Source organism: Arthrobacter sp. UC242_113 (assembly GCF_044054585.1).
Lineage (GTDB): Bacteria > Actinomycetota > Actinomycetes > Actinomycetales > Micrococcaceae > Arthrobacter.
On record NZ_CP171968.1, the window covers coordinates 362,325 to 385,675 of the forward strand.

General features: G+C 66.6%; 22 protein-coding genes and 1 pseudogene. 8 read left to right on the top strand and 15 right to left on the bottom strand.

Annotated features, from left to right (window positions below):
- Window positions 1–26: 26 nt before the first annotated feature.
- The 6 genes and pseudogenes from ACHMXB_RS01675 to ACHMXB_RS01700 all read right to left on the bottom strand — a co-directional run bounded on the left by ACHMXB_RS01675 (window position 27) and on the right by ACHMXB_RS01700 (window position 7,782).
- Entirely contained in the window at window positions 27–689 is a 663-nt protein-coding gene (locus ACHMXB_RS01675) for a hypothetical protein (RefSeq protein WP_395402229.1), read from the bottom strand.
- Window positions 690–1,008: 319 nt separating this feature from the next.
- The gene (locus ACHMXB_RS01680) at window positions 1,009–3,156 is read right to left on the bottom strand and encodes a putative bifunctional diguanylate cyclase/phosphodiesterase (protein WP_395402231.1); all 2,148 of its coding nucleotides are present in this window, start codon (window positions 3,154–3,156) and stop codon (window positions 1,009–1,011) included.
- A gap of 181 nt (window positions 3,157–3,337) precedes the next feature.
- Window positions 3,338–4,719: pseudogene (locus ACHMXB_RS01685) on the bottom strand (UDP-glucose dehydrogenase family protein).
- The gene (locus ACHMXB_RS01690) at window positions 4,716–5,972 is read right to left on the bottom strand and encodes a glycosyltransferase family 4 protein (RefSeq protein WP_395402233.1); all 1,257 of its coding nucleotides are present in this window, start codon (window positions 5,970–5,972) and stop codon (window positions 4,716–4,718) included. Before ACHMXB_RS01690 ends, ACHMXB_RS01685 begins: the two are co-directional and overlap by 4 nt.
- An 80-nt stretch (window positions 5,973–6,052) precedes the next feature.
- The gene (locus tag ACHMXB_RS01695) at window positions 6,053–6,298 is read right to left on the bottom strand and encodes a hypothetical protein (RefSeq protein WP_111902693.1); all 246 of its coding nucleotides are present in this window, start codon (window positions 6,296–6,298) and stop codon (window positions 6,053–6,055) included.
- A 47-nt stretch (window positions 6,299–6,345) separates the two neighbouring features.
- Entirely contained in the window at window positions 6,346–7,782 is a 1,437-nt protein-coding gene (locus ACHMXB_RS01700) for a flotillin family protein (protein WP_395402235.1), read from the bottom strand.
- Between the two features lie 290 nt (window positions 7,783–8,072).
- Between ACHMXB_RS01700 and ACHMXB_RS01705 the strand changes: the two genes are divergently transcribed.
- Window positions 8,073–8,282 (top strand): DUF2945 domain-containing protein, encoded by a 210-nt coding sequence (locus ACHMXB_RS01705; protein ID WP_395402237.1) that lies wholly within the window; start codon window positions 8,073–8,075, stop codon window positions 8,280–8,282.
- Window positions 8,283–8,287: 5 nt separating this feature from the next.
- On the top strand, window positions 8,288–9,586 hold the full coding sequence (locus ACHMXB_RS01710; protein ID WP_395402239.1) for an NAD(P)/FAD-dependent oxidoreductase: 1,299 nt from the start codon (window positions 8,288–8,290) through the stop codon (window positions 9,584–9,586).
- Between the two features lie 122 nt (window positions 9,587–9,708).
- Here ACHMXB_RS01710 and ACHMXB_RS01715 read toward each other — a convergent pair whose 3' ends face one another.
- Genes ACHMXB_RS01715 through ACHMXB_RS01725 form a run of 3 tightly spaced genes read right to left on the bottom strand, consistent with a single transcriptional unit; the run spans window position 9,709 to window position 11,758 of the window.
- Window positions 9,709–10,350: a DUF3618 domain-containing protein gene (locus ACHMXB_RS01715; protein WP_395402241.1), complete on the bottom strand. Its 642-nt coding sequence runs from the start codon at window positions 10,348–10,350 to the stop codon at window positions 9,709–9,711.
- Window positions 10,347–10,778, bottom strand: coding sequence for a phage holin family protein (locus ACHMXB_RS01720; protein WP_395402243.1), 432 nt, complete (start codon window positions 10,776–10,778; stop codon window positions 10,347–10,349). The genes ACHMXB_RS01715 and ACHMXB_RS01720 overlap by 4 nt, the downstream gene beginning before the upstream one ends.
- Window positions 10,775–11,758, bottom strand: coding sequence for a hypothetical protein (locus tag ACHMXB_RS01725; protein WP_395402245.1), 984 nt, complete (start codon window positions 11,756–11,758; stop codon window positions 10,775–10,777). The genes ACHMXB_RS01720 and ACHMXB_RS01725 overlap by 4 nt, the downstream gene beginning before the upstream one ends.
- Before the next feature lie 414 nt (window positions 11,759–12,172).
- Here ACHMXB_RS01725 and ACHMXB_RS01730 point away from each other — a divergent pair, with 414 nt between their 5' ends.
- Window positions 12,173–13,045 (top strand): PRC and DUF2382 domain-containing protein, encoded by an 873-nt coding sequence (locus ACHMXB_RS01730; RefSeq protein ID WP_395402247.1) that lies wholly within the window; start codon window positions 12,173–12,175, stop codon window positions 13,043–13,045.
- A gap of 101 nt (window positions 13,046–13,146) precedes the next feature.
- The gene (locus tag ACHMXB_RS01735) at window positions 13,147–13,896 is read left to right on the top strand and encodes a MarR family winged helix-turn-helix transcriptional regulator (RefSeq protein ID WP_395402249.1); all 750 of its coding nucleotides are present in this window, start codon (window positions 13,147–13,149) and stop codon (window positions 13,894–13,896) included.
- Window positions 13,897–14,014: 118 nt separating this feature from the next.
- Here the strand turns inward: ACHMXB_RS01735 and ACHMXB_RS01740 are convergent, their stop codons facing one another.
- Both ACHMXB_RS01740 and ACHMXB_RS01745 read right to left on the bottom strand, forming a co-directional pair.
- Window positions 14,015–14,194, bottom strand: coding sequence for a hypothetical protein (locus tag ACHMXB_RS01740; RefSeq protein ID WP_395402251.1), 180 nt, complete (start codon window positions 14,192–14,194; stop codon window positions 14,015–14,017).
- Window positions 14,195–14,282: 88 nt separating this feature from the next.
- On the bottom strand, window positions 14,283–14,645 hold the full coding sequence (locus tag ACHMXB_RS01745) for a hypothetical protein (RefSeq protein ID WP_395402253.1): 363 nt from the start codon (window positions 14,643–14,645) through the stop codon (window positions 14,283–14,285).
- A 997-nt stretch (window positions 14,646–15,642) separates the two neighbouring features.
- Here ACHMXB_RS01745 and ACHMXB_RS01750 point away from each other — a divergent pair.
- Window positions 15,643–15,825 (top strand): hypothetical protein, encoded by a 183-nt coding sequence (locus ACHMXB_RS01750; RefSeq protein WP_395402255.1) that lies wholly within the window; start codon window positions 15,643–15,645, stop codon window positions 15,823–15,825.
- Window positions 15,826–16,027: 202 nt separating this feature from the next.
- Here the strand turns inward: ACHMXB_RS01750 and ACHMXB_RS01755 are convergent, their stop codons facing one another.
- Complete coding sequence (locus tag ACHMXB_RS01755) at window positions 16,028–16,423, bottom strand: DUF4383 domain-containing protein (RefSeq protein ID WP_395402257.1); 396 nt, start codon at window positions 16,421–16,423, stop codon at window positions 16,028–16,030.
- A gap of 239 nt (window positions 16,424–16,662) precedes the next feature.
- Here ACHMXB_RS01755 and ACHMXB_RS01760 point away from each other — a divergent pair, with 239 nt between their 5' ends.
- A complete protein-coding gene (locus ACHMXB_RS01760) occupies window positions 16,663–17,982 on the top strand; it encodes a DUF6350 family protein (RefSeq protein WP_395405059.1) in 1,320 nt (439 codons plus the stop codon).
- A 39-nt stretch (window positions 17,983–18,021) separates the two neighbouring features.
- Here ACHMXB_RS01760 and ACHMXB_RS01765 read toward each other — a convergent pair whose 3' ends face one another.
- Complete coding sequence (locus tag ACHMXB_RS01765) at window positions 18,022–18,465, bottom strand: hypothetical protein (protein ID WP_395402259.1); 444 nt, start codon at window positions 18,463–18,465, stop codon at window positions 18,022–18,024.
- Between the two features lie 39 nt (window positions 18,466–18,504).
- Between ACHMXB_RS01765 and purN the strand changes: the two genes are divergently transcribed.
- A complete protein-coding gene (gene purN, locus ACHMXB_RS01770) occupies window positions 18,505–19,083 on the top strand; it encodes a phosphoribosylglycinamide formyltransferase (RefSeq protein ID WP_395402261.1) in 579 nt (192 codons plus the stop codon).
- A gap of 6 nt (window positions 19,084–19,089) precedes the next feature.
- Here the strand turns inward: purN and ACHMXB_RS01775 are convergent, their stop codons facing one another.
- Window positions 19,090–19,785: a GIY-YIG nuclease family protein gene (locus ACHMXB_RS01775; RefSeq protein ID WP_395402263.1), complete on the bottom strand. Its 696-nt coding sequence runs from the start codon at window positions 19,783–19,785 to the stop codon at window positions 19,090–19,092.
- Between the two features lie 264 nt (window positions 19,786–20,049).
- The gene (locus ACHMXB_RS01780; protein WP_395402265.1) at window positions 20,050–21,402 is read right to left on the bottom strand and encodes an MFS transporter; all 1,353 of its coding nucleotides are present in this window, start codon (window positions 21,400–21,402) and stop codon (window positions 20,050–20,052) included.
- A 204-nt stretch (window positions 21,403–21,606) separates the two neighbouring features.
- Here ACHMXB_RS01780 and purH point away from each other — a divergent pair, with 204 nt between their 5' ends.
- On the top strand, window positions 21,607–23,277 hold the full coding sequence (gene purH, locus ACHMXB_RS01785) for a bifunctional phosphoribosylaminoimidazolecarboxamide formyltransferase/IMP cyclohydrolase (RefSeq protein ID WP_395402267.1): 1,671 nt from the start codon (window positions 21,607–21,609) through the stop codon (window positions 23,275–23,277).
- The last annotated feature ends 74 nt before the right edge of the window (window positions 23,278–23,351 follow it).

The following is a 23,351-nucleotide window of genomic DNA, read 5'->3' on the forward strand; positions in this document are numbered from 1 at the left end:
CGTCCGTGGCCCCCACAGGAACCGGGTCAGCCCTCGCAACCTACGCCGTCGCTGTTGCTGTCCAAGCGGTAGATGTCCGAACCAGTGACTGTCACGGGCCCCTGAACATAAGCAGGTCCGTTGCCGTTGCCACCGGCGCAGTCCACGTCTGAGGCGATAGGCACGCAGGCGCCGGAGTAATTCGGGTCGCAATTGGACGGTGCCGGTGCAGCCGCAGCGGGCGGTGCAACGAGGGCCTGCTGGGCAGCCTGGTCCGCGGCCGCTTGGGCTGCTGCGGCTTCCTGCGCGGCCTTGGCTTCTGCTGCACGTTGGGCTGCCTCAGCTGCGGCGGCCGCGTCCGCGGCCTTCTTGGTGGCAGCCTGCTGCGCCGCGAGTTTTGCGGCCTTCTCGGCAGCCGCCTTTTCGGCAGCGGCTTTTTCGGCAGCGGCCTTTGCCGCGGCTTTTTCCGCGGCGGCTTTGGCTGCCGCCTTTGCAGCTGCGGCCGTGGCGGCAACGTCGGCAGCGCGCTTTTCCGTTATTGCCTTGGAGGCGGATGCCTCAAGCCATACGAGTTGGCCTTGTCCATCCTCCGTGCAGATGAAGGTGTCCGCTCCCTGGGCGGTCTGCTCGTCCGCGATGGCGCACGGAGTCAACGCAAGTTCAGTGGGTGACGGCGCGGCTGAGGCCGCAGCGTCTTTGGTCGCGATCACACTGCTGCTGGCCGCCTGACCATTTCCGCAAGCTGTCAGGAGCAGAAGGCTCAGTACAGCAATCCCCTTGCCGTACCGCCGCGTGACTGACACAGCGGGAATCGCCTTATGGCACCCTATCGGCTGGTTTGTATTCATATTTCCCCCTGTGCCCAACAGCTGGTCTCCTGACTAATCGTCACTTGACCTACTTGATGAAACCTTGAGGGCAGAGCAAAAGGTCCCCTCAGGAAGGGCCCTGCGGGAGGTGTGGGTTACAGCGGCGAGAGGTGAGGAAGGGTCCGTCCAAACACGGCGAAAGGTGAGGGAGCGTGGGAACTCAGCGGCGCAGGCGGAGTCCCTCAAGCGCCTGCAGCGCCTCGGCGGATCGGCTGATGGCCTGGTCGAGGCCGGCCTCGGACTCGGGAACCGAGAACAGGTAGCCCTGCAGCGCGTCGCACTGCAGGTGCGTCAGGTAGGCGGCCTGCTCGGCAGTTTCGATGCCCTCTGCGGTGACGCTGAGGCCCAGGCTGTGGGCCATGTTGATCATGGAGCTGAGGATCGGCAGCTTCTCCGCCCCGGTGCGGACCATGGAGACAAAGGACTGGTCAATCTTCACCGCGTCCACCGGCAGGTCCTGAAGCCGGCCCAGCGACGAGTAGCCGGTGCCAAAATCGTCGAGGGCGACCCGCACGCCGGCGCTGCGCAAACTCGCGAGCTGACCGATCACGTGGTCGTCGGCGTCGAAAAACACGCTCTCCGTCACCTCCAGCACCAGCTGCCGGGGATCCATGCCGTGGGATTCGGCCATGCCCAGCACGTTGCCGGCGAAATCGCGGTCCCGCAGCTGGACACCGGACACGTTGACGGCTAAAGAACGCTCAGCGCCGCCGGTTAGCCAGGGCCCCAGCTGGATGAAACTTTCCCGCATCATCTGCAGGCCGATCGCAGAGATCAGTCCGCTGCGCTCCGCCGTCGGAATGAACTGCGACGGCGGGACATTCCTGCCGTCGCGCTCCCACCGGGCCAGCGCCTCGAACTGGATCACCTCTCCCAGCCGCGGCGAAACAACCGGCTGGTAGCTCACACGGATCTCGTCGTTGTCCACGGCGAGCCGCAGCCCCGCCTCCATGTCCGTCCGCTGCACCAGGGCCGTCATCATCTCCGGCTTGAACCGCATGTACCGGTTCTTGCCGGCGGCTTTGGCCGCGTACATGGCCACATCCGCGCGGCGCAGTAGCTCCGACGCAGCCACCGCGTCCGCGCATAGCGATGCGATCCCCAGGCTCAGGCTGGGCCGCAGCATGGACCCTTCGATCCACACCGGGACATTGAGCGACTGCACGATGCGTTCCGCGACGGACTCGGCATCCGCAGATCCGGTCAGGAGCACGACGAACTCGTCACCGCCCAGCCGGGCGACCGTGTCATCCGGCCGGACGCAGGCCCTCAGCCGGCGAGCCACCTCCACCAGCATCTGGTCTCCGGCGGCGTGGCCAAGAATGTCGTTGACCTCCTTGAAGTCGTCGAGATCCAGGAGGAGGACGTCGACGGGGGTACTGCTGCGGCTGTGCAGCGCTTGGGACAGTTGGTCATGGAACAGCTTGCGGTTGGCCAGCCCGGTGAGCGGATCCTGGAACGCCATGGCTTTCAGCTGTTCTGCCTGTTCGGCCAGATCCGCCATCGCTTGCCGGGCCTGTTCCTGGGCCCGGCGCCGCGGCGTGACATCCCGGAAGCTCCAGACCCTGCCCACCACCAGGTTGCCCACCCGCTGCGGCCGTGAATAGCGTTCGAAGGTGCGGCCGTCGAGGAACTCCAGGGTGTCGTGGCTTTCGGCGGTCGGGTGCGCGTACAGTTCGTTGACCTTGTCCAGGAAGCTCTCGGGGTGCGACAGCTGGCCAAGCACGAAATCAATCACCGCTGCATCGTCTCCCGCGGCCATGAGCTCACGGGGAATGCCCCACATCTTGGTGAACTGCTCGTTGATGCCGGCGATCTTGCCGTCGACGCCGACCACAAGGATCCCGTCAGCCGTCGACTCGAGGGTGGCGCTGAGCAGCGACATCGCCTCGCGCAGCTCGGCATCGGCCTCCTGCCGATGGAACGTGGCCCGGACTGATGCGACCAGGTATGGGCCGCCGTCGGAGTCCAGCAGCGAGCATGCCACCTCGCCGTGGAACTCCGTGCCGTCGCTGCGCAGGCCATAGGACTCGAAGGGGGTCTGCGCGGCCGTGATGTCTCCGGACTCGCTGCGCAGGCTGGCGAAGAGACGGTCGAAGCCGCTGCGGTAGCCTTCGGCGAGGAGCATGCGGTGGTCCTGGCCCACAAGCTGAAGCTTGCCGTAGCCAAAGAGACGTTCCGCGGCGGCATTAACCTGGGTGATGACGCCGTCGCTGCCTACCACCAGGACCGCGTCCGGCAGGGAATCGAACAGGGCGGCGTAGCTGCCGGCTGTCGTCCACTCAGGGCGTGGCGAAGCCGCCGTCATGCGACCGTTGCGTGAGACCGCGAGAAACTCATTGGGCGTCCACCCCCTCAGCAAGATCGTACCGCTGATCGAGCCTGTCTAGATGGAGGCCCCCGGTTTCGCTCCCCACCGGCCCCCTAACCTCGCAAGCTCGGTCAGGAATCCCTGCCGACGTGGGCCCAGCTCAACCAGCGGACCCGGCTCAGCCAGCGGAGATGTGCCCAACCACAGCCGCCGCCCGGGTGCCGAGGCCGCGCACCGTCCAGCCTTCGGCCTGCCACGCCGCAGCATCCAGCACGTTCCGTGCGTCCAGCACCGTCCGGCGCGAAACCAGCTGCCCGACGGCGGCCGGGACAGTTCGCGGTACTCAGCCCATTCGGTCAGCAGCAGCACCAGCTCGGCACCCTCGAGCGCCCTCGCGGCAGAGGCCTCGAACCGCAGCTGCGGGTAGCGCATCCATGAGTTGTTGATGGCCTTCGGGTCCGTCACCGTGACGTGCGCTCCGGCGGAGGCGAGCCGGAGCGCGACCTCGAGGGCAGGGGAGTCGCGGATGTCGTCCGTGTCCGGTTTGAACGCCGCGCCCAGCACGGTGACCGTCCGGCCGGCGAGCATGCCGCCGCAGAGTTCCCGGGCAACCTCCGCGGTCCGGGCGCGCTGGCCGAGGTTGATGGAGTCCACCACACCCATCCAGTCATCCACGGACCGGACCTCCAGCGCCTGCGCCTGGGCCCGGAAACTGCGGATGTCCTTGGGCAGGCAGCCCCCGCCGAACCCCAGCCCGGCGTGCAGGTAGCGGTTGCCGATGCGCGGATCCATGCCCATCCCCTCGCTCAGTTCGGTGACGTCGGCACCTGCGGCGTCGCACAGTTCCGACATCGCGTTGATGAAGCTGACCTTCGTGGCCAGGTAGGCGTTCGACGCCGACTTGATCAGTTCCGCCGTCGCGAAATTGCACACGAGCCGCGGGATGCCGGCCTGCAGCAGCGGCTCGTACACCGCGTCCAGCACGGCTGTCACACCGCGGGCCGCTCCCTGCGCGCCGTCGCTGCGGCGCCCGAACGCGCCCTCCTTGCCGCCGGGTACGCCGTACACCAGCCGGTCCGGCACCAGCGTGTCCTTGACCGCGGTGCCCTGGCGCAGGAACTCCGGATTCCAGCCCAGCAGCACGTCGGGCCGCGCGGCGAGCATGCGCCCCAGTCGGTCAACGGTGCCCACCGGCACGGTTGATTTGCCGACGACGGCGGCACCCCGGCCCAGGTGCGGAAGGAGACTCTTTGCGGCGGAGACCAGGTAGCTGAGGTCGGCGCCGTCGGAGGTCTTGGACTGCGGCGTGCCCACGCAGAGGAAGTGCAACTGCGCGCTGGCAGCGTCGGTAAAGTCCGTGGAGAAGATGAGGCGGCCGGTGGCGCGGCCGTCGCGCAGGAGCTCGTCCAGCCCCGGTTCGAAGAAAGGGGCCCGGCCGCCGGCGAGCTGCTGGGTCCGTGCGGGGTCGACGTCGATCCCCACCACGGTGTGGCCCATGGAGGCGAGGGTGGCAGCATGGACGGCACCGAGGTAGCCGCAGCCGATCACGGAGATCTTCACAGGGCGGCTCCCTGGCTGGTCTTGGTTTGCGGTTCGAGGAGCGATGCTGGCTCCGGCCGCGCTCCGTTGAATGACTCTGGGCCCACGCCGACAGGGTTCCCTGGCCGAGCTTGCGAGGCTAGGGTGTCGGTGGGGAGCAGGGCGCCGGCAATAGCCTCCTTGTAGTGCCGCACCAGCTCCGCGCACAGGGCCGGCCACGTCCGGCCCTGGACCGAGGCGTATGCTGCCGCCGAGAACGCGCGGCGCTTGGCGTCGTCACCCGTCAGGTCCATAACATGCCGGCGCAGGCCGGCGAGGTCACCGGGCTCGTAGAGCCAACCGGTGCGGGAAGTCTCCACCAGGTCCAAGGGCCCGCCGCGGCCCGTGGCCACCACCGGCACGCCGGACGCCATGGCCTCCTGGATGGTCTGGCAGAAGGTCTCGAACTCGCCCGGGTGGACGAACAGATCGAACGATGCCATGGCCCGGGCCAGCTCCTCGCCGCCGAGGAAACCGGTGAACACCGCGGTTGGAAGGGCCTCCTCCAGCGCCCCCCGCTGCGGACCGTCGCCCACGATCACCAGGCGGGTGCCCGGAACGTCTGCCAGCACGGCGAGGTCCTCCACCTGCTTCTCCACTGCCAGCCGGCCGACGTAGCCAATGATCCGCTGACCGTGAGACGCCACTGAAGCCCGCCAGCCGGCGTCGCGCTTTCCGGGCGCAAAACGCGCGGTATCCACACCGCGCCGCCACATGCCCACCCGCAGGATTCCGCGGCCGCGCAACTGGTTCAGCGCGAACGTGGACGGCACCAGCGTCCGGGACGCCAGGAGATGAATGTTTTCCACCCGGTTCCAGGCCCAGTTCTCCAGGAACGGCACCCCGTACCGGGCGGCGTAGCTGGGAACTTCGGTCTGGTAGATGGCCACGGTGGGGATCCCCAGCTGGTGCGCGGCCTGGGCCGCCCGCCAGCCGAGCACGAACGGCGACGCCAGGTGCACCACGTCCGGTGCGTAGTCGGCAAGGATTCTCTTGACCCGGTACACACCTCCCAGCGCCACCCGCACGTTCGTGTAACCGGCCAGCGGAACGGAGGGAAGCCGGTGCACAAACGCGCCGTGCACAACGTCCAGAACATCAGCGTCCGACGTCGACGGCGCAATCACCAGCACCTCATCGCCCCGCTCCTGCAGATGCTCAAGCACCCGCAGGATGGAGTGCGTGACCCCGTTCATGAGCGGCAAAAATGATTCGGCAACGATAGCGATCCTCACACCTCAACGGTGTTCCTGCCGTGTAACCGTGAGGGGGAACGGGCGTAACCGGGAAGGGAAGGTTGGATTAACAGGCGGGGCTACCGTCCCTCGTGGCGGAGAACGTCCGGCAGTTCATCCACGAAGACGGTCTGCGGCGGTTCGAAGTAGATGACCAGCACCTCGTCACCCACCGTGAAGACACTGACCTTGTCGAACGGGTGGGCGTGGAAGGCGCTGGTGCCGCCGCGGTATGAGAGCATCACTTCGCCCACGGTTCCGGGACCAATCTGCCCGCTCACCCGGCCGATCTTCCCGGTCAGGGTCCGGTCGACGTTCCTGTGCACCATGTCCTCCGGCTTCCTTGGGCTTTCCTCGGCTGGGGGCGCCGGTCCTAGGCGCCGGGCTGCTTCGGCGGCTGCTTGGCATGGTTTTGCCCGTTCTTCAGGGCACCCGAGAGCCGCGGCAGGAACGAGCCCGCCTGGGTGATGATCCCGCCCACCATGCTATTGAGGCCGTCCGCGCCGTTCAGGACGGTGAGCTGGTCCACGTGTCCAAACGGCTCGGCCGCCGCTGCCACGATGGACGGCATGTTCTCCGCCAACTGCTGGGCAATGACGGCGTCCTGGTTGCTCTCCAGCGCCTCGCCGCGGGCTTTGATGCCCTCAGCCTCTGCTAGCGCCTTCGCCTTGATGGCGGACGCCGCAGCATCGCCGCGCGCCTTCGTGGCCGCCGCCTCGGCCTCGCCCGTGACCCGGGTGGCTCCGGCAATGGCCGCCGCCGCGCTCGCGCTGGCCTGCGCCTCCACTTCCACCCGCCGGGCATTGGCCTGGGCCTCGAGTTCCGTCCGCTTGGCACGGGCTTCGGCTGCGCTGATGTCTGCGGCCTTCTGAGCCTCCGCCTCGGTTCGCTGTGCGTAGGCCTTGGCGTCGGCGGGCTTGCGGATTGTGGTCTGCAGCTTCTGCTCCTCGCGGTCCGCCTCGAGCTTGGCCACTTCGGTTTCCTGGACCACCACCTGCTGGCGGGCGGTGGCGTCGGCCAGCGGGCCGGCCTGCGCGGCGTTGGCCCTTGCCCGTTCCGCGTTGGCCTGTGCCGCCGACTGTTTGATGGCTGAGAGGCTCTGCGCATCCGCGACCTGGGCGGCGGCCTCGGCTTCCCGCTCCGCCGCCTCGCGGTTCCGGGTGGCCTCCGCGATGCGGGCCTCCATCTTGACCTGGGCGATGTGCGGTTTGGCGATGTTCTGGATGTAGCCGGTGGGGTCCTGGAGGTCCTTGATCTGCAGGGAATCAACTACGAGTCCCAGCTTTTCCATTTCCACGCCGCTCGCCCCGCGGACCTGGGACGCCAGCTTGTCGCGCTCGCGGATAATTTCCTCCACCGTCATGCTGCCGATAATGGAACGCAGGTGGCCCTCGAAGACGTTGTACACCTGGCTTTCCATTTTCGGCTGCTGGCCCAGAAACCGTCGGGCGGCGTTGGCAATGAACGCCGGCGCGTCCCCGATTTTGTAAATGACGACGCCCTCAACGATTACCTGGATACCCTGGGACGTGACGCAGGAGACCTTCAGCTCCGTCTCGTTCAGCGTGAGGGACAGCGTCCGGACGGTCTGCAGGCCCGGAACCACCAGTGCGCCCTTGCCGGTGACGATCTTGAAGTCCATCCCGTCGGTGCTCTCCAGGGTGCCGCGCGTCAACCCGGATATTATGAGCGCCTCGTTTGGCTCGGCCACTTTCCACATGAGTTTGACGGCCAGCCAGATAACCAGAATTCCCAGAAGCACCGAGGCAACGATGATGATCAGCGGCAGGATGGCTGCCAGGTTCTCCATGGCGGTGTCCTCTCAGAGCGAAGGCCGAATGAGGTTGGGCCTTACCCCACAAAGGCGGCATGACCAGCTGTAATACACAGTCTGGTGGTGCGCCGGGGCATAGTCCAGCGATTCCGGCGGCCGCAGGAGAGCGAGCTCTCAGGCACATCAGATCGGCACCGGCTCTGGCCGGTCATTGCCGCCGGCTGTAGTGTCGGTCCTGATGGCCGACGCCGGTACCCACCTTCCAGATCCAGCTCGCCAATCCTGATCCACCAGATCTCGAACCCATCCCGACCCGAGGAGCACGCGTGGCACTGACCAAGGGCACCGAAGTGGAGTGGAACACCCCGCAGGGAAAGACCCACGGCAAGATCGTGGAAAAGAAAACCAGCGACTTCGAGCTCGACGGCCACACCCACCGGGCCAGCGACGATGAACCCCAGTATGTTGTGGAGTCCGCAAAGTCGGGGGCAAGAGCCGCGCACAAGGCGGGCGCCCTGACGGAAAAGAAGGGCTAGTTCCCATGGCACCGGAATCCGGTCCCCCGCGTTCCAGCACACCGCCCGTTCCGCCGTCGTCCGGGAACCGTTTAGATGCCGCCGGGACCTCCGGGCCCGCCCGCAACGGACGACGGCGGTACAACGTGCTGGTGGTCGGCGGCGGGAACGCCGGGATATCGCTGGCCGCCCGGCTGCGGCGCTACGGCGTTCGTGACGTCGCCGTGGTGGAACCCAGCGGCAGGCACCTCTTCCAGCCGCTGTTCTCGCACATCGGCGGCGGTACCGCCGAGGCCGCCGAAGCTGTGCGCCCGCAGGAGTCCGTCATGCCGAAGGGCGTGACCTGGATTCCGGACAGCGCGGTGGATATCAAACCGGAAACGAACAGCGTGGAACTGGCCTCCGGGATCCGGCTCAGTTACGGCCACGTGGTGGTGTGTCCTGGTCTGCAGCTTGACTGGCACAAGGTGCCTGGCCTGGCCGAAGCCATGGAGTCGCCCCATGCCTCCTCGAATTATGTGTATGAGCTGGCTCCGAAGACCTGGGCCCTGCTCAGCGGGCTGCGGAGCGGAACGGCTGTGTTCACCATGCCCTCAGGACCGGTCAAATGCGCCGGTGCTTCGCAGAAGCCCATGTACCTTGCCTGCGACTACTGGCGCCAGCAAGGAGTGCTGTCCAACATCCGTGTGGTGATGGTGGTGCCGACCCCCACGGTCTACGGCGTGCCGGGCGTGGACGAGGAGCTGAACCGCAAGATTGCGGAGTACGGCATTGAGCTGCGGTGCAACAGCGAGGTGACCGCCGTGGACGCGGATGCCCGCGCCCTGCACATCCACGACGCCGCCAGCGGCTCGAGCGAGAGCCTCACCTATGACGTCCTGCACGCGGTGCCGCCGCAGTCGGCGCCTGACTGGCTCAAGAACACCGAATTGCCGGCGCCCGGCGACGACGGTGGCTTCGTGGAAGTGGATCCGGAGACGCTGCGTCACCCCCGGTATCCGAACGTATGGTCCCTGGGCGACGCCGCCGGCACCAAAAACTCCAAGGCCGGGGCTGCGCTGCGAAAACAGACCACCGTGCTGGCAAAGAACCTTAAGGCGGTTACCAGGGGCGAGGAGCCAACGACCAAGTACAACGGCTACTCCGCCTGCCCCTTCACCGTGTCCCGGTCAACGGTGGTGTTCGCCGAGTTCGACGACGAGTACAAGCCGATGCCCTCCATCCCCAAAGTGCGCGTGGCGAAGGAGCGGCATTCCACCTGGATCCTCGAGCGCGACCTCTTTCCTGGGATCTATTGGAACCTGATCCTGAAGGGCCGGGCCTGAGCCCGGGCTTATTGCCTGACCGCCGCCCCATGACCCGCGCGCCCCTGACCGCAGACAACGGCCGGCCCGCGTGAGGCGGGCCGGCCGGCGTCGTATTTTCTCCATTTAGAGCTTTACCGGGGCTACGTGTTCTGGACGTGGTCCTTGGCGTCCGTGGCGGTGGCTTTGACGTCGGAGGCTGCGGTTTGGCCTTCGTCCTTGACGTGTTGGGCGGCGTCGGTGGCGGTGGCCTTGACGTTTTCCATGGCGTCCTGGGCGGGTTCCTTCAGGCCTTGGGCCATGTCCTTTGCGGCCTCGGTGAGCTGGCTGGTCATGGGTTCGGCCGCGGTCTTGAGGGCGTCGGCGGCTTCGCGTTCCTTCTGGCTTGCCGGGATCAGGGAGGAGACGAGCAGCCCGGCGCCGAAGGCGATGAGTCCGGCGGCGAGGGGGTTGCCCTGGGTTTTCGCGGCGACCTGGTGGGGTGCGTCGGCGATCGCTTCGCCGGCGCCGTGGAGGGCGTTCCCGGCGGCGTCGGTGGCCTGGTGGACCCCGCCGCTGGTGGTGTGGGCGGCGTGGTGGAGGCTGCCGGTGGTGCTGTGGGTGGCGTGTTCGGCGGTGCCCATGATTTTGTCCTTTACTCCGAAGACGGCGTCCTTCACCTTGTCCGTTTGGCGGTGGACGATGTTGGAGGGGGTGACTTTGTCGGCGACGGCGTCCACGTTGGTGCCGAGGCGGTTGCGGGTTGCTTCGATGTCGGCGCGGATGGCGTCCGGGTTATCGCTCATCGGTGGTCTCCGTTCGGTTTGAGCGTGGGCGGGATTTCCTTGGCTGTCTCCATGGTCTGGGGCATGCCTTTGATGTTCTTGAGTTCCTTGCGTCCGATGGAGGCGAGGATCGCGGCGATGATGCCCCAGAGGATGGCGACGACGACGGCGGACCAGCCCAGGCCCATGAGCTCGCCGAGGGCGTACCAGAGGGCGATGGAGAGGAACAGGAGCACGAAGTGCCCGGCGACGCCGGCGCCGGCGAGCATGCCGCCGCCCTTGCCGGCGCGGGTGCCGGACTGTTTGAGTTCGGCTTTGGCGAGTTCGATTTCCTGCCGGATCAGGGTGGACAGGTCCCGGGTAACCTCACCAAGGAGATCACCGAGGGAGGTGGTATCGGCCTTCGCGTGCGCCGCCGTGGGAGGGGTATCGGGGATCTGGCTGCTCACAGCGGACGACCCCCACCCTCGGTGTCATCAGTATCCCGGCGCCTCGGCTCGCCGTACCCTGGTTCGCCATAGCCCGGCTCGCCGATGGCCGGCTCTCCAATGCCCGGTTCGCCGTAGGCTGGCTGGCCGGTGGCGGGTTCGCCGTAGGCCGGTTCACCATACGCGGGCTGGCCGTAGGCGGGCTGGCCGGTTGTCTGTTCCCCGTAAGTCTGCTCGCCGTAGGCCGGCTGGGTGTAGGCGGGCTCTCCCAAGCCGGCCTGGTCGTAAAGCGGTGTGCCCACCCCGGCGTCAAGGCTACTTTCGGTGACCGGCGGCTGGACGGGGTAAGGCGGAACTGTGCCCGCGTACCCGGCGCCTGTTCCGGTCTCGGGGGCGCCGGCCTGCAGGCTGCGGCCCAGGCGGCCGGCGAGCATGCCCGCCCCTGCGGCGAGGAGCAGGAAGGTGCCGGGGCGCTGGCGGGCGAAGGACTTCACTTCGTCCAGCAGTGAGCCCGGATCCCGGTTGTCCAGCCACGACGCGACTGACTCGGAGCGGTCTGCGGCCTGCCGGATCAGGTCCGCGGCCACGCCCTGCTGGTCCGGTGCGTCGGCCATGGTGCGCAGCTGCGAGGAGATGCTGCGGATGCCCTCGGCGGCCTTGGTCTGCTGGGTGCCGGCCTGGCTGGCCAGGTCCGACTTGGCCTGGTGAAGCAGGTCCTTGGCGCTGTTCTTCGCCTCGTACGCCACGTTCTTCGCCTCGGACTTGGCCGTCTCGGCAACGTTCTCGGCGGCGACTTTAGTCTCGCTGGCGACGTTCGCGGCCTCATACTTGGCAACGTCCTTCTTCGAGGACGCGTCATCCTGGTAGCCCGGGCTGCCGGTGTAGCCAGTGGTGCCCGCTCCAGTTGCGCCGTACCCGGTGGTGCCGGCGCTGTAACCCGTGTTCTGTGTGGCCGGGGGAGTGGAGAGGTCTTCATCCTGCGGCCATTGGTTCTCAGTCATCTTCGCTCTCTCTTTCCGAAAGGGTCAGTTGCTGTACAGGAACCAGCGTTGCTGGCATGCAATGGTAAGCATGTTTACTAATAAATAGTAAGCACCCTTGGCATTTTTTCCCATCCCTACTTCGGCCCCCCGGTGCGTGGCGGGACGAGTGCCGCGCATTGGCGCGGCATCCCGGCGCGCCTCGGGGTCGGGCATCAAGAAAAAAGCTAAGTAGGCTTGCCAATATGATAGTAAGCATGCTTAGGGTATAAGTGCGAGGCGGGAGTTTTTGCCTCGAACCGACGGCGGATGCCCGCCACGCACGGCAGTTGCCGCTCTTCGGCGGCATGCCGCGCCGTGCGGCGTCGCCCCGCCGCCGCCGGTTCAACGTGAACAGCCAAAAGTGGACAAGAAGTCAACATTCAAGGAGACAGAATGCTCGCCAAGGAACACATCGACGACCTGCTGAACAAGAACGGCAACATCCTCTCGGCAGACGGAGGCAAGATCGGTTCCGTCGGACAGGTGTATGCGGACGATGACAACGGGCAGCCTACCTGGGTAACCGCACGGACAGGCCTTTTCGGTACCTCCGAATCGTTCATCCCCCTCGAAGGCGCCCGGGTTGATGGAGCGGACATCGTCGTCCCTTACACCAAGGACCAGGTGAAGGACGCCCCGCGGGTAGATGCGGAGGGGCACCTTGATCCCGCCGAAGAGGACCGGCTGTACGAGCACTACCAGTTGAACGGAACGGTAACTTACACCGAAGCTGCGAACGGGCACACCGCCGACTCCGGCAGGACGACCGACCGGTCCGCGGCCGGCCTTTCCGCCACTGAGCGGGATGCGGGCTTCGCTGCCGCTGGCGGCGGCGGAACGTACAGTGCGGCGGACGAGAGGGCTGGTCGTGCCACGTCCGGACCGGCCGACGGTGACGCCATGACGCGCTCGGAGGAACGCGTGAATGTCGGCACAGAAAGGCAGGCTGCCGGCCGGGCGCGTCTGCGCAAGTACGTGGTGACCGAAAACGTGACCCAGACCGTTCCCGTGCAGCGCGAGGAAGTGCGGCTGGAGCGCGAACCGATCACCGAAGGAAACAGGGGCGAGGCGCTGGGCGGTCCGGACATCAGCGAGGCAGAACACGAAGTGGTGCTACACGAGGAACGTCCGGTGGTGGACAAGGAAACTGTGCCCGTTGAGCGAGTCCGGCTGGACACCGAAACCGTCACGGACGAGGTGACGGTGGACGAACAAGTCCGCAAGGAGCGCATTGAGGCCGACGGCGTAGAGGACACCCGCCGCTAGTTTGCCCCGCGCCGGGGCCGGCTTACCGGCCCCGGCGTTGCAAGCATTGTGGGCTGGCCATGTCGCCAGCACGGGCTCAAAGGGGAAAGAAGGTTAGACCGATGGTCCCGAATCCTGACGCAGAGCAGTGGGGGCCTCACCAGCTGCTGTCCATGGCCGCCAGGCTCGTCCAGCGAAGGCAGGACCAGGCGCTGGCAGAACTCGGCCTCACCCACGCCGCCGTCATCGCGCTGCAGGGCCTCCTTGCCGGTCCGCTGAACCAGGAACAGTTGGCTTCTGACATCAAGGTCCGCAGTCAGTCCATTGGCCGGGTTCTGTCGCGGCTTGAGGAGGCCGGCCTGGTGTCTCGCGAGTCCAGTTCCCTGGATAGGCGCCATAACGAGGTTTCCATTACGGAAGCAGGCCGCCAGGCACTGGAGGCGGCCAGGAAAGCCGAGCAGGATGCGCTGCCCCCCGACGTCGTCGAGGGTACCGTCCTGGGACGGGAGCTGGCGCGGGTCATCAGCTACTTTCCGGGCCGCGCCAAGCCCGGCTCGGCCAAGAACCAGAATCCGGCCGCAGCCGGCGGCAATCCAGCCGCGGACGACACCGCGGAAACGGGCTCTGCCGCAGCCGGTGCACCCGCAGAAGGCGCGGAGGTCGAAGGCGTGATGCCCGCAGCCAGTGCGTTTGCAGAAGGAGTGCCCGCAAGCGGGCAGCAGGCTTCGGGCGCTGATACTGCTGCGGAACCTGCCCTTCAGTCACCCGCTTCCGGAGACGAGGTTGCCGCGCAGGACGCTGCGCCGGCGCCGGAGGACCGCGCCGGAACAAGGCGGAAGCCAGACGGCGAGGACGGCTCCGCCCCCGAGTAGGCGGACTGATCATTGGGAAAGAAAGTGTCGCCGCGCCGTGCGCGGCGACACTTTCCTGGCTGGCACACTCCGGTCCGGGCGCAGTGCCGGACCGTCCTCCAGCTTCACTGGGACGGCTTTAGCGTCCCTGTTGCATCGGGTCCGGCCAGTTGCCGATGAGGCCGGACATGGGGTCGGGCCAGTTGCCGATCCGGCCGCGCATGGGGTCGGGCCAGTTGCCGATCCGGCCGCTAGCCGGGCCGGGGGACTGCGGGCGGGACGGGCGGTGGGCAGCAGACAGCGGGGCGTGTGTAGACATGACATGTTCTCCTGACTGAACAGATGGTCCTTGCGCAGGGTTGCGCAGGTGGTCTTTTCTGCCCCGAATGCGGGCAGAGCTGACCTGTTCAGTCGGGGGAAGACCCCGGATCGACGGCTAGACTGGAGGGAAGGTGCTGGGCAGCATCGAACACACGCACGCCGGCAAACAGGGGCGTCCGGTGCCAATCTCCCGTCACTTCGGCGGCCTGGGCGCCCGAGCCTTCTGAACCCAGGGAGGAGTTCCCCGGCGTTCCTTCGCTCACCGCAAACGATTGAAAATAGCCGTAGCCGTGCCGTGCGTCGAAGTGCGGTTGGTGGGCAGCGGGCCTGGCGCCTGCCAGTTCACGAACCTGGGGCGTAATCATCTGAAGCTTGGCCAGCGAGAGGCCCGTGCCGGCGAGCGGCAGTCCGGTGCCGGTAGCGGGCAGGACCTGGACTGCTGTTTCCACCGATGCTGCCGGCCGTGCACTGTTTCCTGCCCTCGGAGCGGTCGGCCCCGGCCCAACTGCCGAGGGCGAAGCGGCCTGTGGTGGCGCAGCAGGATCTGGCGACATCCCCCCGGCGTGCGGAACCGGCGTCGTCGGCCTGACTCCCCGCACAGGAGCCGCAGGCAGTTCCGGCGCATGCGCTGAAGGAACGAGAACCAAGGGAACAGGCACCGACGGAACGGGTACCGAAGGAATCGGAAGCGAAGGAATCGGAAGTGAAGGGACCGGAAGTGAAGGAATCGGAAGTGAAGGGACCTGCACTGACGGGACAGCCACTGAAGGAAGCGGCAGCGAAGGAATAGCGGGCACGGCAGGCGTTGCAGGCAACCGTGGCACAGACGAAACGATGTTTTCTGCGGCCGTTATCAGGCTGTCCGCCTTGCCGAGCGCGGGTGCCGTCGCCGTGGTCACGGAAGTGACCGTCGCCGACGCCCCGTTGGCCACGGCGCCCGCCGTGCCCGCTACTGTGCCGACGACACTCGACAAAGGCTTGGTGACTGCAGCCGGAAGGCTGGGTGCCGCCGGCAGGGCAGGTGCCACCGGCAACAGCTTCCGGGCCGGGGCAACTTGGGACACCGGGGAAGCCAGCGGAGCGGACAATGCGGACTGCGCGATGGCGGCGACGGGAGCTGTCGCGAGGGAACCGACGTTGGGGGTCCCGGAATTGAGGGAACCGGAATTCAGGGAACCAGAGCCAAACGAGCCGTTGTCCCCGGAAGCCGCGTCTGCGGAGGCCGCGCCCCAGATAATCCAGGCCGAGACGAGGAGAACGGGCAGCAGGAGGGCACGCACGACGGCAGCCTTGTCAAGGCGCAAGCTGTTGCCCATTCGAATCACCCCCCAGCGCAATGGGAGATCAGAATATGCCCGGCGGCCGGTTCCGTCCAGAGGAAAAAACAAATTTGCACGAGCGGACCCGCCAGACCGCAATAAAATTGAAGCGGAAGGTGCTTATGGGATGTCTGGATCCATCGTCGTCGTCCTCGTGCTGCTGGCCGCAATTGCCATCGTTGCCATTGCGGCAACAGTGCTGGCCGTCCTTCGCGACGGGCGCGGCGAAGTGCGCAGCGAACCGTCTGAAGAGCCGTGGACAGCGGGACATCTGCCCAGTGAGCCCTACGCCCTGATTCGCTTTAAGTAGCGAACCCTGAAACCATCTCGCTGCCCCTGGCCTCTGCATCCGGCGCCGTCACTCAGGTTGCGATGCACCCGCCCTGCCGGAGACAAAGTTGGTGCAGCCGCCCACGACATTGCGTGGCCGCCTGCACCAACCGGTAGTACGAATACTCAGATTAGATATCTACTCATTCGCGGCTCCTAGTTCCCGGCGTTCGCGGTCCGGGCTATCTCCTGTCCTCGACCGAATGCCGTGAAAACATCCAGCCACAGGCAATCATCAGCACGCCAAGCACCATGTGCGTCCAGTTGTCCGGCATATTCAGCGACAGGAAGTTGGCCGCCGAATCTACTCCGACACTGAGCCCGTAAATGCTGAGGATGATGTAAAGCGCACCGGCGCCCATGAGGAACCTGCGCGCACCCATTTCGCCCCGGGACATGGCCCAGCCGGTTGCGCCAATAACCAGCTGCACGATGTTGAGCAGCATGGATACCTGGAACAGGCCGAGGAACATCGCGTGCGAATCAGGCCCAAGGAACATCAGTTCGCCATACCGTGCGGTGATGCCCGGGATGAACCCCAGCACACCGACCACCATCAAGACAATACCTACACCCATGCCAGCGTTCTGGACGTCAGTCCTGCCAAAGTGAACGCCGTGTGCATGTGGGGATGCGGTAGTCATTTCTGCCTCCAACCACTGAATGCGGACAAGCTAATTTTACGTCCGGCCCTCTGAAAAAGCGCTCGCTGATGAGCTTGCCCGTAGTGGTGCCAGCGGAGTCCGGACCGACTTCTCACGCCGTTGAGCCTGTCGAAAACAGGCGGGCCGGGCCTCCCATGGCACGATGGGAGGCGATGAAACTGCGCGCTGACCAGACCGGAGACCGTGGCCTCCCCATGCCCCTGTGGCTGCAGGGCGGGCTCGAGTCCGCGCAGGCGGCGATTATTTCCGCACTGCTGGTCATCGCACCCATCGTTGCGGTGTGGGCCACCTCGGGCTTCGGGAGCAGCGGCCTAGATGCCCTGGCGCGGCTCGCCGGCCAGGCTTGGCTGGTCATCCACGGGGTGCCTCTTTACCTCACCGCGGTGGGGGAGGGGGCGGCCGCCAGGCCCGAGACCGGCACCCTGTCGCTGCTTCCGCTGGGCCTGACCCTCATCCCGTTCCTGCTGGCCTGGCGGGCGGGCAGGCGCCTGGCCCGTGCGTCGTACACGGACCAGCTGTGGCAGGCGCTGCTCGGCTCGTGGCTGGCCTATGCGGGTTTTGGCATCGCCACAGGATTCATCTGCCGGACCGAGGACGTTGAGGTCTTCCTGTGGTGGGCCGGGCTCCTGCCGCTGGTTCCGTTCGGCCTCGGCATGGTGATCGGCGCCCGGCGGGAGGCCGGTTCGTGGAGCCGCCTGATCGGCGTCGACGCCGTAGACTGGATCGCCCGCACCAGCCAGCATTCGCGGTGGGCGGGCTCGTACCTCGCTTCCGCCGCCAAAGCAGGCTTCGTGGCTGTTACCGCGGCGCTCGGCATTTCCGCGGCGCTGCTGGCCGTGGATCTTCTCATCCACTGGAACCTTGTGGTGGCGGTTTATGAAGGGCTCGACGCCGGACCCGTCGGAGGCGCGGCCCTCACCATTGCGCAACTCGGCTTCCTGCCCAACCTGGCAGTGTTCGCTCTCGCGTGGCTGAGCGGCTCCGGTTTCGCGCTGGGTGCCGGCTCGCAGGTGGGTCCGCTGGGGACCGCCGTCGGTCCGCTGCCCACCATCCCGGTTTTTGCTGCCATCCCTTCCGGCCCGCTCGACTTCGGACCGGTGGCGCTGGTGGTTCCCGTGCTCGCCGGGGTACTGGCTGGCTGGTGGTTCCTGCGCGAGGGGGAAAATCACTTCGACGAGTGGCTGTCCATCAAGCTCCACGTCCGCTGGCTGACCGCCGCGGCGTCCACCCTGTTCCTGGCCCTCATCGTTGGGGCTGCTGCCGGCGTTCTGGCCGCGGCCCTCGCCTGGCTTGCGCGCGGCTCGGCCGGCGTCGGCCGCCTTACGGACATTGGTCCGGACCCGCTGTGGACGGCTGTGTGGCTGACGGCGGAAGTCGGCATCGGCGTCGTAATTGGGTACGCGGCGGGACCGTGGCTGGAACGCCGCCAACTGCGGGACGCCGAGCTGGGAGCTGCACCCAACAGCAAGTAGCCTGCCGGGCGGACCGGCCGGGGCCGGTGGCTCGCGGAGTTAGCGGACCGGCTGCTGAAGCGGCCCAGGCAGTGAGTTCTCCAGCTGGACCCGGCACTCCGTGCTTGCCTTGCTGGTCAGCGCCTGGCGGGAGCACTGCTGGAAGTCGCGGACCTGGTTGAAGAACAGTGCCGTGGTCAGGACCAAGAGAACCAGCACGGCCGAAACCAACAGGCCGGAGATGGTTCCGAAGAGCACCAGCTTGGATTCCTTGAACCGGATGGCCCGGATAAGCACGATGATCCCCAGCGCGATGCCCGCCGCCGTCAGAAGTGCCGTGAGCCAGAGGTAGGCAATGTCCAGCTGGAACACGAAGAAGGCGCCCAGCACGGACACAATGAACATGCGGAACAGCGTGTGCGTCTTCTGGAGCGAGGCTTTGGCCGCCTCGCTGAGCGGACGCGCGGTCCGCTGCGGCCCTTGGGGGCCCTGAGTGGGGTTCATGTTTTCCAGCCTACGCGAGCAGCCGCCTAAGCTTGAGCAATGCGCATAGTAGTCCTCGTCTCCGGAACCGGTTCCAACCTCCAGGCCGTCATCGACGCCGTTCAGGCCGGGGACCTGGATGTTGAGATCGCCGCGGTGGGCGCGGACCGCCCGGGAACCTATGGCGTGGAGCGCTCTGCTGAAGCCGGGATCGACACGTTCGTGGTGGACTTCAAGGCCTACCCGGACCGCGCGGGGTGGAACGCGGCACTGACGGAAGCCGTGGCCGCGTACCAGCCTGATGTCGTGGTGTCGTCGGGCTTCATGCGGATCGTGAGCCCCGAGTTCATCGACGCCTTTGAAGGGAAGTACCTCAATACGCACCCCGCCCTGCTGCCGTCCTTCCCGGGCGCCCACGGCGTCCGCGACGCGATGGCCTACGGCGTGAAGGTCACCGGCTGCACGGTCCACTGGGCCGACGCCGGCGTGGACACCGGGCCCATCATCGCGCAGGAGGCGGTGGCCATCGAGGACGCCGACACTGAGGCCACCCTGCACGAACGGATCAAGGTGGTGGAGCGGCGGCTACTGGTCTCCACCCTCGCGTCGCTGGCCGCGGAGTACGCCGCAGCGAAGTAGCTGCCGCTAAGTGCCTTCGCAGGCGTGTGCCCAATCGATGATGGACTTGATCTCCTCAGGGTTTGAGCTGAACCACTCGCTGCCTGGAGCGTCATCCAGTTGTCGGCCGCGATAAAACAGGACGGCGTGGACCAAACGTTCGAGTTTCAGTGGGGTATCGCTTCGCCTAACGTAGGCCACCAAAGGTTGCTCGGGCATAGCCGTTCCCTGCTGGTCGCTGATGCGAATCTTCGCGTCACCCACAGACGTCATCCCGACTTTGATGGGCCAGCGGTCGTCTCGGCGAAGGTCAGCCAACAACCTGTAACCAGGGAAGTAATAAACATAGACACTCCCCGCCCCTGCTCCCTCAACGATCGAGTCGGTCAGATCCAGTTCATCCGTCTCGTCGTCGACGAGAGAAGAGCGGTCCTCCCTGACAGTTTGATCGGGCGGTGTGACCCAACGCCAGTATCCGTATGCCCCGGTGGGCTCCAACAACCCGCCATCTACCAGGTTCCGGAGCGCCTTTTTGGTGGCGGAAGTAAGGCTAAGGGCAGCCGCCCCACCGTTCTCCGCATGGTGCTGCTCCACCGCATTGATCAGCTCCGAGCGGCGAAACATCGGCGTTTTCAGCACTTCCCTTGCCAGCTCTGCAATTACGTTTGGCGTGAGCGGTAGGCCTTGATATTTGTAAGGTGCTGCCGCTCGTAGCTCAGGCATCGCGGGTGTCTTTCGTTAGGCACTGTTCCTCGCGCCCCTAAGCTGGCCTCATCGTGTACGGAGTCATTAGGGCCTCCCCATAATGGCCGGAGAACGTCCCCAACCCTTCTGCCAGAGACTAGCGGCACCCTGCGACATTTTGCGGCCAAGCACAACAAAGCGCGTCACCTGCATCCAGTAGCGACGGCGAGCGGCAAACCCCGAGTAGCAGCAGAGGGCGTTCCCAAGGCTGGAAACGCCCTCTGCTGCTACCTAGATGGGGTCTTACTCGAGGCGGCGCTGGCGGGTTTCGGGGGAGAAGAACGCCATCCACAGCACCGACAGGACCACCAGGCCGCCGGCGAGGGCGAATGATGTGGCCAGCCCCAGCTGCGGCCAGAAGTAGTTGGCAAAAATGAGCGGGCCGAAGCCTGCCCCCAGCCGCGAGAACGTGGACGCCCAGCCGAAGCCGCTGCCGCGAAGTTCCGTGGGGTACAGCTCGGAAACGTACGCGTAGAGCACCGGAATAGCCACCTGCACCGCGAACCCGAACACCAGCAGCCAGAACACGGCAGCCGTGGGCACATCCACCACGAACGCCACCACCACCAGGACCAGCGCGGATAGCGGCCCGGTAATGGCCAGCAGCCACTTGCGGCCCACGCGCTCCACAAGGAGCGCTGCCGCGATCACGCCCAGGAGCCCGACGGCGGCCATCCCCGCCGTCGTCAGGAACGCCTTGTACTCGGCGAACCCGGCGCCGATCAGGATCCGCGGCATCCAGGTCAGGGACAGGTAGTAGACCAGCAGGATGCTCATGAACAGCGCCCAGGCAGCGGTGGTGATCTTCCAGTTGAACTCCCAGACCCCGCGCAGCTGCTGCCACGCGCTGCCGGCGGAAAACCGCGGGACGGCCTGGGGCTCGGGCAGGCTGTAGGCCCGGGGTTCGGCTCCGGTGGCCTCGACCAGGCCGTCGATCACCCGGGCGGCTTCTTCGCGGCGTCCCTTGCGGATCAGGAACAGCGGCGACTCGGGAACGCTTCGCCGCACCCAGAACACCAGCAGGGCAGGCAGCACCATGACGAGCATCGTCAGGCGCCAATCGGCAAAAGCGGCGACGAGCCAGGCGGACACGAACCCGCAGAGCGCAGCACCCACGGGCCACCAGCCGTCCATCGCGGTGAGCACCTTGCCGCGCTGCCGTCGGGGCGTGAACTCGCCCACCAGCGCGTAGTCCACGGGAATGCAGCCGCCCAGGCCGAACCCGGCCATGAAACGGAACACGCAGAACCAGAGGAAGTCGGGGGAGAAGGCGCCTAGCACCGTGAAGAGCGAGAAGATCAGCAGCGTGGCCGTGAACGCCTTCCTGCGTCCGATGGTGTCGGCGATGGTGCCCCAGATGAAGGCACCCAGGGCCATGCCGATGAGGTTGGCCGTGCCGATCCAGCCGGCCTCGCCCGGGGTGAGGCTCCAGTGGGTGGACAGCAGCGGAATGAGAATGCCGTTGAGGGTGACGTCCCAGGCGTCGAACATGAACCCCAGGCCGCCGATCACGAAGATCCGGCCCTGCACTTTCCAGCGCCACGGCAGTTCCTGGACTACCTGCTCGCCACTGGGCACAGCGGTGTAAATATTCATCTCGGCCTCCTGCTTAAACCTTACGTTGCGGAACGTCCCGAAGCGGCGGACCGGGAACGCCCGGAAGGGCCGGTCCCCCACGCAGGGGGCGGCCCGGCCTTCACACTGGGTCCGCCAGCAGAAGGGGCTCCGCCGACACGATAAACTGGGCCGTATCCCCACCAACCGCGGCACATCCACCGCGAGATAAAGACGGAGACTTTTGTGAGCTTGACGCAGCTTGACCGTGTTCCCATCCGCCGGGCCCTGATCTCGGTATACGACAAGACCGGTCTGGAGGAGCTCGCCAAGGGCCTGCACGCAGCAGGCGTCAAAATTGTTTCCACCGGCTCGACCGCCAAGAAGATCTCCGCGGCCGGCATCCCGGTCCAGGAAGTCGAAGAGGTGACCGGTTCCCCCGAGATGCTCGACGGCCGGGTCAAGACCCTGCACCCGCGCGTCCACGGCGGCATCCTCGCCGACCGCCGCGTCCCCGCCCACATGGAGACCCTCACCAAGATGGAGATCGAGGCCTTCGACCTCGTCGTGGTGAACCTCTACCCGTTCGTGGAGACGGTCAAGTCCGGTGCCGCCCAGGACGACGTCGTGGAGCAGATCGACATCGGAGGCCCCGCCATGGTGCGCTCCGCCGCAAAGAACCACGCCGCCGTCGCGATTGTGGTGGACCCGGCGTTCTACGGCGACGTGGTCAGCGCCGCCACCGAGGGCGGCTTCGACCTCAAGACCCGCCGCCGGCTCGCCGCGAAGGCGTTCGCGCACACCGCCACGTACGACACCGCTGTGGCCACCTGGACCGCCAGCCAGTTCCTCGACGAGGACGGCGACGGCGTCATCGACTGGCCCGCCTACGCCGGCCTCGCCCTGGAACGCTCCGAGGTGCTGCGCTACGGCGAGAACCCGCACCAGCAGGCCGCGCTCTACGTGGACAAGGCAGCCCCGGCAGGCATCGCCCAGGCCGACCAGATCCACGGCAAAGCCATGAGCTACAACAACTTTGTGGACGCCGACGCAGCACTGCGCGCCGCCTACGACTTCGCCGAGCCCGCCGTCGCCATCATCAAGCACGCCAACCCCTGCGGTGTGGCAGTGGCCTCTGCCGACGCTGCGGACTCCATCGCCGACGCCCACGCCAAGGCCCACGCCTGCGACCCCGTCTCCGCGTTCGGCGGCGTCATCGCGGCCAACCGCACGGTCACCGCCGGCATGGCCCAGACCGTGGCGGGCATCTTCACCGAGGTGGTCATTGCCCCCGGCTTCGAGCCCGAGGCCGTGGAAATCCTCTCCAAGAAGAAGAACATCCGCCTGCTGACACTGCCCGAAGGCTACGGTCGCTACCCGACTGAAATCCGGCAGGTTTCCGGCGGGGTGCTGGTACAGGTCGCCGACAAGGTGGACGCCGACGGCGACAACCCCGCCAACTGGACGCTTGCCGCCGGCGAAGCAGCCGACGACGCCACGCTGGCCGACCTCGCCTTCGCCTGGACCGCCTGCCGCGCCGCCAAGTCCAACGCCATCCTGCTTGCCTCCAACGGTGCCGCAGTAGGCATCGGCATGGGCCAGGTCAACCGCCTGGACTCCTGCAAGCTTGCCGTTGAGCGGGCCAACACACTGGGTGTCCAGGTTGAGTCCGACGTCGACGGTGCCGGCGGCGCTTCGAACGCCGACGCAGCCGGCGCCCCCGCCCGTGCGCGCGGCGCGGTGGCTGCCTCCGACGCGTTCTTCCCGTTCGCCGACGGCCTGCAGATCCTGATCGACGCCGGCGTGCGGGCTGTGGTGCAGCCCGGCGGCTCGGTCCGTGACGAGGAAGTCATCGCTGCAGCCAACGCTGCGGGCATCACCATGTACTTCACCGGCGCCCGCCACTTCTTCCACTAATCCCACCGCCGCCCTAACCTCGCTGGCGCTCGGCCAGGGAACCCGGGCGGCGTGGGCCCAGCAAAGCCCGACGG

Coding starts and splice junctions, on each gene's coding strand:
- ACHMXB_RS01735 (WP_395402249.1), top strand. CDS start 13,147: ATGGTCCCGAATCCTGACGCAGAGCAGTGGGGGCCTCACCAGCTGCTG.
- ACHMXB_RS01710 (WP_395402239.1), top strand. CDS start 8,288: ATGGCACCGGAATCCGGTCCCCCGCGTTCCAGCACACCGCCCGTTCCG.
- ACHMXB_RS01760 (WP_395405059.1), top strand. CDS start 16,663: ATGAAACTGCGCGCTGACCAGACCGGAGACCGTGGCCTCCCCATGCCC.
- ACHMXB_RS01700 (WP_395402235.1), bottom strand. CDS start 7,782: ATGGAGAACCTGGCAGCCATCCTGCCGCTGATCATCATCGTTGCCTCG.
- ACHMXB_RS01725 (WP_395402245.1), bottom strand. CDS start 11,758: ATGACTGAGAACCAATGGCCGCAGGATGAAGACCTCTCCACTCCCCCG.
- ACHMXB_RS01775 (WP_395402263.1), bottom strand. CDS start 19,785: ATGCCTGAGCTACGAGCGGCAGCACCTTACAAATATCAAGGCCTACCG.
- ACHMXB_RS01765 (WP_395402259.1), bottom strand. CDS start 18,465: ATGAACCCCACTCAGGGCCCCCAAGGGCCGCAGCGGACCGCGCGTCCG.
- ACHMXB_RS01680 (WP_395402231.1), bottom strand. CDS start 3,156: ATGACGGCGGCTTCGCCACGCCCTGAGTGGACGACAGCCGGCAGCTAC.
- ACHMXB_RS01750 (WP_395402255.1), top strand. CDS start 15,643: ATGTCTGGATCCATCGTCGTCGTCCTCGTGCTGCTGGCCGCAATTGCC.
- ACHMXB_RS01780 (WP_395402265.1), bottom strand. CDS start 21,402: ATGAATATTTACACCGCTGTGCCCAGTGGCGAGCAGGTAGTCCAGGAA.
- ACHMXB_RS01755 (WP_395402257.1), bottom strand. CDS start 16,423: ATGGGTGTAGGTATTGTCTTGATGGTGGTCGGTGTGCTGGGGTTCATC.
- ACHMXB_RS01740 (WP_395402251.1), bottom strand. CDS start 14,194: ATGTCTACACACGCCCCGCTGTCTGCTGCCCACCGCCCGTCCCGCCCG.
- purN (WP_395402261.1), top strand. CDS start 18,505: ATGCGCATAGTAGTCCTCGTCTCCGGAACCGGTTCCAACCTCCAGGCC.
- ACHMXB_RS01730 (WP_395402247.1), top strand. CDS start 12,173: ATGCTCGCCAAGGAACACATCGACGACCTGCTGAACAAGAACGGCAAC.
- ACHMXB_RS01715 (WP_395402241.1), bottom strand. CDS start 10,350: ATGAGCGATAACCCGGACGCCATCCGCGCCGACATCGAAGCAACCCGC.